Source organism: Streptomyces sp. MBT65 (genome assembly GCF_016612545.1).
GTDB lineage: Bacteria > Actinomycetota > Actinomycetes > Streptomycetales > Streptomycetaceae > Streptomyces.
Genome location: NZ_JAENRY010000107.1, coordinates 36,894 through 43,547 on the forward strand (window position 1 = coordinate 36,894; position 6,654 = coordinate 43,547).

Consider the following 6,654-nt stretch of genomic DNA (forward strand, 5'->3'; position numbering starts at 1 on the left):
TGACAGAGAGGGCTCCAGCCTCGGACGCATCCGAGTACTTCACAGATCTCCGGCTAGCCACCGCGCTGATCAGCACTACTTGGCCAGTAGGGCAACATCTTCTCGACAACACCCTCGCCCGGCATGTGGCCGCGTACGTCTACTCCGCTTCAGGGAATTCGAGCACGAGCAACGGTCTGCAGCACTATCGCTTGCGCGATGTACCGCCCCGTGACCCGATCGCCTGTGCCGGACTCCTGCGCGGCGCACACTCCTTGCTCGAAGCAGATGATCTGTCCGAGCACCTTTCCCAGCTCGTCCACACCCCCGGAGAACGGCCGACACGCACGCCCTGGTTGCGCATCTACGCCCGACATGAAAACTCGTGCTCACCACGATTCCGAGACGCAGCCGAACCCCTGACCCGGACCTACCGCAAAATCGGCGGCCCACAGGGATTCCGAGCACCCCTGCGGGACGACTACCGACCAGAACACATCCCCGCATACCTGGAACTGGACTGGTATGAAAGATACTTCGCACCGATTACCGGAATTGCCCCGAAGGTGCAACGCCGAACCGCTGCAGTCCGGCTCGTCCAGTGGGCCATAGGCGGACCCCTCGACGAGGCCGCGGCCTACCTCGGCATCACCCCAAGCCTGGTGCGGTTCAGAACCAACACCGACTTCAAACGCTGGGAGCGCGCAGGAAGCAGTCCAGCCGAGTTCGAACGAGTCCTCCGCGAGCTCGGCGCCGAACTCCGAGCACCCCGGCGACCACTGATCGACTACCAGCGCCGACGCGAGGCACTCAGGGACTGAGCTCTCCCTCCGAACGAATGGGACGCCCTGGTCAGCGAGTTGCCACCGCTTCCCGGCCCCATCCGGCCACCGGTCGGCGACCGCAAACGCCAGGACGCCTCCGTCTACATCTGGGTACAGGTCACACGAGGCGAGCACCTCTTCGCCCCACGCCCCATCGAGGCCGAACAGCCCAAACACATCCAGCGCGAATGGGCCCTGCGCCGCAACACCACCTGGTACAACCTCGTCCGGCCAGATACCTTTCGACACTACGCCGACCTACGGAAACTCCTCGCCGAATATGCCCAACAGCTCGCCCGGGACATCGACTCGGGTACCGACAGTTCACTAACAGTCAACGAACAGCCCGACGCTCACACACAGTAAACGTGGACTACCACGAACGCGGCTATGCCGAGCCGCCGGACGGGGCCTGATCGTCACGAACCGTTATGGCCGACCCGTACCAATCGGCGACTTCCGTCAGAAGTGGCGAAGGGCAGTGAAGCAAGCCGGGCTTCGGACAGAACCCGCTTCCACAACCTCAAGCACTTCTACACCACCACGCTCGGCGGCTCCGACAAGCAAGACCCGAAAACCGTGCAGGCACTCTCCCGGCACACCAAAATCTCCGAGAGCTCTAATACTGCAGCAGCGTTTCGCTATTCCTGCTGGCCAGGGGCCTGATTTTGAGTGTAGTGGGCTGCTGGCGGGTCAGGTGCGGTGTTGGCGGACGGCTCATCCGAAGGGTGGGTTTATGCGAGAGGGCCGCTGAGGGCGGGCAGGGTCCGCGTGTGATCGAGGATCTTGGAACTGGACTGTGGGCAGCGGAGCTTGAGGACCTCTTCCTGCGGGTCGGAGGCAGGTTTTCGAGGGTCGAGCCGCGTCGGCGGATGCGGGACTACGTCCGCGGTCTGCTGGGACCTGTCGGCCGCAAGAACGGCTGGCAGCTGGCCGAGTTCGCGGGTCACCGCACACCGGACGGGCTGCAGCGGCTTCTGGCGGGAAGCCGGTGGGACCTCGACGAGAACCGCAACGACCTGCAGGAATACGTGGCCGAGAAGCTGGGCCGCCTGGACGGCGTCCTGATCATCGACGACACCGGGTTCCTCAAGAAGGGGACCACCTCCGCCAGCGTGCAGCGCCAATATTCCGGCACGGCCGGCCGCACCGAGAACTGCCAGATCGGCGTGTTCGCCGCCTACGCCACCAGTCGGGGCCGGGTGCTGGTGGACCGGGAGCTGTATCTGCCAAAGTCCTGGACCAGCGACCCGGACCGCTGCCGCGCGGCCAGGATCCCCGAGGACCGCACCTTCGCGACCAAGGGCGAACTCGCCCGGCGCCTGGTGCTGCGCGCGCTCGCCTCCGACCTGCCCATCGGCTGGGTGACCGCGGACTCCGCCTACGGCCAGGAATGGGGATTTCGCCGGATGCTGGAGGAGGCCGGGGTCGGCTATGTGCTGGCCGTGCCGAAATCGCAGCAGGTCATCGCTCCCCCCTATGCCACCCGACTACGTGAAATCGCCGACGCCCTCGACGCCGAGTTCCAGCCGTCCGACGACGCCCTCACGCCGCGCGCCGACACCATAGGCGTCATCAGTAACCGGCAGACAAAACGCGGCCAGCTCAACTACGCCGTTCCCGAGGTCCTCCAGTTCCAGCGCCGCATCCGCCGCTACAACGCCGACACCGACGTCCCCCATGGAGACATCGTCGCCCTCGCCCTCGACACCTGGCTCCGGGCAAAGGGCTACCCACCCGATCCAAAACCCACGTGCCCATGACGGCGGGTGGTGTCCTTTGCCGGACAGACTTACCGAAGCCGGAACGGAACGCGCCGGACCATGACGATGTCGGCCGCTTGCCGGGCGGCGCCCCAGAAAGACTCCCAGTGAGGCGCGGCCCGTCCTCGGTCAGCCGGCTTGGCCCTGCGGTCCGACGAACTGCATGTCCAGGTGAAGCTTGACGACATCGCCGAGGAGCCCGGTGCCGAAGTCCAGTCCGAAGTCGCTGCGCCGGATCTCACCCGTCGCCTCGAATCCGGCGTGCTTCCTCTGGTCCATGGGAGAGTCCACCACCCCGCCGAACTCGACGGCGAGCGTAACCGGACGGGTCACGTCCCCGATGGTCAGGTGTCCCTCTATCGTCCAGTCCTCGCCCTCTCCGGACACCTGAGTCGAGCGGAACGTCATCGTCGGCCGCTTCTCCACATCGAGGATCTCGGCGGAGCGGGTGTGCGCGTCGCGGTCGGAGTTCCCGGTGTCGATGGAGGCGAGAGCGATCTCGGCGCTCACCCGCACATCGTCGAGGCTCTCACCGACGTACAGCCCCGTCTTGAACTCGGTGAACCGGCCGCGCACCTTGGCGATCCCGAGGTGTCGGATGGTGAAGTTGACCGCCGAGTGGAAGGGGTCGAGTTCCCAGTCGCCCGGGGAGAGGGGCAGCGCGGAGACCGAAGCGGCGGTGCTGTTCGCGGAGTTGTCATTGCTCATGGCTCCATCGTGCGAGCTCCGGGGCGGGCGAGGGAGGCCGGGCGAAGGGTGGTAGTGGCAGGGCCATCCTCCGCGACGGCGCGCGTTGTACGGTTCGACAGGTGAACGACAACGAGTTGGGCACCTTCCTGCGCGCCCGCCGTGAAGCGGTCACCCCCGCCGCGGTGGGCCTGCCCACGGGCCTGCGCCGCCGCACGCCGGGGTTGCGCCGGGCCGAGCTGGCCACCCTCGCCGACATCAGCATCGAGTACCTCACCCGGCTCGAACAGGGCCGCGACCGCAACCCCTCACCCCAGGTCCTCGGCGCACTCGGCGACGCCCTGCACCTGTCGCACGCGGACCGTCTCCTGTTGCACCGACTGGCCAAGGACCACGGTGACGCCAAGGTGGTGTGCCAGTCGGTCACCGTACCGCCGGCACGCACGGTGCGCCCCACCGTCCAGGCGCTGCTCGACCACCTGGAGCCCGCACCGGCAGTCCTGCTCAACTGGCTCGGTGACATCGTGGCCTGCACCCAGGGCTACGAGCGGTACGCCCGCCCGCTCGGCCTGCTCGACGGCAAGCCGCCCAACATGATTCGGTATCTGTTCACCGATGCCCGGGCACGCGCGGTGTACCCGGGATGGGACAGGATGGCCGACGAACAGGTCGCCCATCTGCGCGACGCGGCCTCGCCGCACGACCCTCATGTAGCTGTCCTGGCTGAGGAGTTGACCGCGACGGCGGGCGCGCCGTTCAGCGACCGGCTCTCCGTTCCGGCCCTGCCCACCCGCTTCGGGACCGAGCTCGTCGACCACCCGGAGGCGGGCCGCCTGCGCCTGTCGTACGAGACGCTCGTGTTCTCGGACGAAGGCCAGCGCCTGGTGGTGCACTTCCCGGCCGACGAGGCCACGGCCACCGCACTCGACCGTCTCAACGGCCGCAGGCCCGGAGCGCTGCGAGCGGTGAGCGGCTGACGGCGCCGGGGTCGGCCCGGCCCCGGCGCCGTCTGTCTCGCCGCTCCATCGCTCGGATCTCTGCCCTGGTTCACTGGGCAAGCGGGTCGGGAGCGGACCGCCAGGGTCGGCACAGGACCAGGAAGCAGCCCGCTGCGGCCAGCGCGAGGCCGAGGACCGATGCGGCCATGGGCAGGGCGGTGGCCTGGCCGCCGAGACCGGTCAGGGCCGGCGCGAGGGCGCCCATGAGGAACTGGGTGGTGCCGAGCAGTGCGGAGGCGCTGCCCGCCGCGTGCGGGGCCCGCTGGAGGCACAGGGCCGTGGTCGTGGGGAGAATCATGCCGACCGGGCAGGCGGTGAGGAACAGCGCGGCGGCGATCCAGGGCAGGCCCGCGTGCGTGGTGACCAGGAGGACCAACGCGGTTCCTGCGACACCGAGCACGGTCAGGCCCGTCGCCAGCACGCGATGCGAGGAGAAGCGTCCCAGCAGCAGCTTGCCGTTGAGCTGGCCGGTGGCGACCATGCCGATCGAGTTGAGGGCGAAGAGCAGGCTGTAGGTCTGCGGGGAGGCGCCGTAGAGCCGTTGCAGGGTGAAGGACGAACCGGCGATGTAGGCGAACAGGGCGGCGAAGCCGAGGCTGCCGGTGAGCAGATAGCCGGTGAAGCGGCCGTCGCGGAGCAGGTCGCGCATGGAACGCAGGGTGGTGGGCAGTCCGCCGGAGCGGCGACGCGCGGTCGGCAGGGACTCGTTCAGCAGAGCGGCGGTGGCGGCCAGGACGACCAGGCCCAGCAGCGTGAGGGTGAGGAACACACCGCGCCAGGAGGCCAGCCGCAGCAGCTGGGCGCCGAGCACCGGGGCAAGGATCGGTGCCGTGCCGGAGATCAGCATCAGGGAGGACAGCAGGCGGGCGGCGCTGAGTCCGTCGTACAGGTCGCGGACGACGGCCCGCGCGATGACGATGCCGGCGGCGCCCGCCAGTCCCTGGACCAGGCGCATGCCGATGAGCGCATCAGAGTTCGGGGCGAGGGCGCACACCGCACTCGCCGCCACGTACACGGCCAGGCCGACCAGAAGGGGCCGGCGTCGTCCGAGGGTGTCGCTGAGCGCGCCGAGGACCAGCTGTCCCAGGGCGATCCCGAGCATGACGGCGGTCAGGGTGAGCCGGGTGACGGCCGCAGAGACATGCAGGTCTGCGCTGACCTGCGGCAGGGCCGGCAGATAGAGGTCGATGGTGAGCGGCCCGAGCGCGGTCAGGGAGCCCAGGACCAGGACGAGGGACAGACGGCTGGAGCGGCGGCCCTGCCTTGGAGAGCGGGGCGCGTCATCCGTGGCGGCGGTGCTGGTCTGCGGGGTTTCGGACATGTACGTTCCAGGGCTTCGTAGGCGAGAGAGTGTGCGGACGCCTTTTCTGCCGCTCGGCCCGTGGCGGTGCCGGCTCTGTCGGCGCGACACCGGCACGGGCGGGGTACGTCCTTGCGGCCGCGTCAGCGGTCGAGGTGCGTGACGAGCAGGTTGGGTTCCTTCGTGCGGTAGGCGGCGCTGGGGACGTACACCGTGTGGCCGTGGGCGTCCGAAGGCCGTCGGCCGCGGTGAGCACGACGCTGTGGGTGCCGTCGGGGCGTACCAGGTCGACTTCGTTGCCGTTGCGCGCGGCGAGGAGGGTGTCGCCGCGGCCGGTGAAGGTGAAGTCGTCGATGAGGCTGATGCCCTCGGCCCGGACCTCGATCGGCCCGGCGGTACCCCGAGTGGTGACGGGGATACGCAGTACCGTGCCGTGGTCCGAGTTGGTCGCCCAGACGGCTCCGTTGTGTAGTTTGATCCCGTTGGCGCCTGCGAACGTGGTGGGCTTCAGTGCCGCGTTGTCGACCCAGATGGTGGCCTTGCCGCGGCCTGCGGGGACGCGGTGGATGACGCCGTGCACGGAGTCGGTGGCGTAGAGCCGGCCGGTGCGCTGGTCGAGGGCTAGGCCGTTGGGCAGGCCGTCTGCGCGCAACGCTGCGATGCGGTGCGGACGGCCGCCGGAGCGCACGGCCCAGATGCCGGTGAGCTCTGCGGTGCCGGTGGCGTAGGTGACGTACAGGGTGCCGTCGTCGCCACGCGCGATGCCGCCGACGAACGCCCTGCCCAGATGGGGGGTGCCGGCCTTGGCCGGGGCCGGCAGGGTGGCCAGGACGTACACCCGGCCGCCCGGGACGAGTCGGACGACCTGCCGGGCGAAGGAGAAGGTCAGATAGGCCGATCCGGCGCGGTCGACGGTGATGTTCTCGGGCTGCTGTGAGGCCGCCAGGTCGAAGTGGTTGGCGATGCCGGGTGCCGAGACCGGGGCGGTCGCGGCGGTGGTGGTGGAGACGGAGGCCAGCAGGGCTGCGGCGACCGCAAGGGTGGTGAGGAGGTGCGCACGTGCATGGGGTGCTGCTCCTGGGGGGATCCGCGGGGTTGTGGGT

Annotated in this window: 7 protein-coding genes and 1 pseudogene; 4 read left to right on the top strand and 4 right to left on the bottom strand. The window is 69.0% G+C overall.

From position 1 onward, the window contains the following. Positions 1-184 precede the first annotated feature (184 nt). Positions 185-343 carry a viroplasmin family protein gene (locus tag JHN63_RS54780; protein ID WP_200684117.1) on the bottom strand — a complete coding sequence of 53 codons (159 nt, stop codon included), beginning with the start codon at positions 341-343 and terminating at the stop codon, positions 185-187. Between the two features lie 202 nt (positions 344-545). Between JHN63_RS54780 and JHN63_RS54785 the strand changes: the two genes are divergently transcribed. The 3 genes and pseudogenes from JHN63_RS54785 to JHN63_RS24560 all read left to right on the top strand — a co-directional run. Then, the gene (locus JHN63_RS54785) at positions 546-800 is read left to right on the top strand and encodes a hypothetical protein (protein WP_200684119.1); all 255 of its coding nucleotides are present in this window, start codon (positions 546-548) and stop codon (positions 798-800) included. A 39-nt stretch (positions 801-839) separates the two neighbouring features. Further along, a complete protein-coding gene (locus JHN63_RS24555; protein WP_200684121.1) occupies positions 840-1,169 on the top strand; it encodes a hypothetical protein in 330 nt (109 codons plus the stop codon). Between the two features lie 431 nt (positions 1,170-1,600). Next, positions 1,601-2,275 (top strand): annotated as a pseudogene (locus JHN63_RS24560) (IS701 family transposase); the annotation flags it as partial. A 420-nt stretch (positions 2,276-2,695) separates the two neighbouring features. Here the strand turns inward: JHN63_RS24560 and JHN63_RS24565 are convergent. After that, positions 2,696-3,274, bottom strand: a complete 579-nt coding sequence (locus JHN63_RS24565; RefSeq protein WP_200684123.1) for a YceI family protein — start codon at positions 3,272-3,274, stop codon at positions 2,696-2,698. A gap of 101 nt (positions 3,275-3,375) precedes the next feature. On the opposite strand from JHN63_RS24565, the gene JHN63_RS24570 reads away from it, so the two are divergent. Then, positions 3,376-4,230 carry a helix-turn-helix transcriptional regulator gene (locus JHN63_RS24570; RefSeq protein ID WP_200684125.1) on the top strand — a complete coding sequence of 285 codons (855 nt, stop codon included), beginning with the start codon at positions 3,376-3,378 and terminating at the stop codon, positions 4,228-4,230. A gap of 70 nt (positions 4,231-4,300) precedes the next feature. Here the strand turns inward: JHN63_RS24570 and JHN63_RS24575 are convergent, their stop codons facing one another. Beyond that, a complete protein-coding gene (locus tag JHN63_RS24575; RefSeq protein WP_200684127.1) occupies positions 4,301-5,572 on the bottom strand; it encodes a multidrug effflux MFS transporter in 1,272 nt (423 codons plus the stop codon). After that, on the bottom strand, positions 5,532-6,654 hold a 1,123-nt coding region (locus JHN63_RS24580), incomplete at its 5' end, for a hypothetical protein (protein WP_307781968.1). The genes JHN63_RS24580 and JHN63_RS24575, both read right to left, overlap by 41 nt.

Bases quoted from the DNA above. Each gene is read 5' to 3' on its own strand.
- JHN63_RS54780 (WP_200684117.1), bottom strand. From the start codon at position 343: ATGCGCAACCAGGGCGTGCGTGTCGGCCGTTCTCCGGGGGTGTGGACG.
- JHN63_RS24565 (WP_200684123.1), bottom strand. From the start codon at position 3,274: ATGAGCAATGACAACTCCGCGAACAGCACCGCCGCTTCGGTCTCCGCG.
- JHN63_RS24575 (WP_200684127.1), bottom strand. From the start codon at position 5,572: ATGTCCGAAACCCCGCAGACCAGCACCGCCGCCACGGATGACGCGCCC.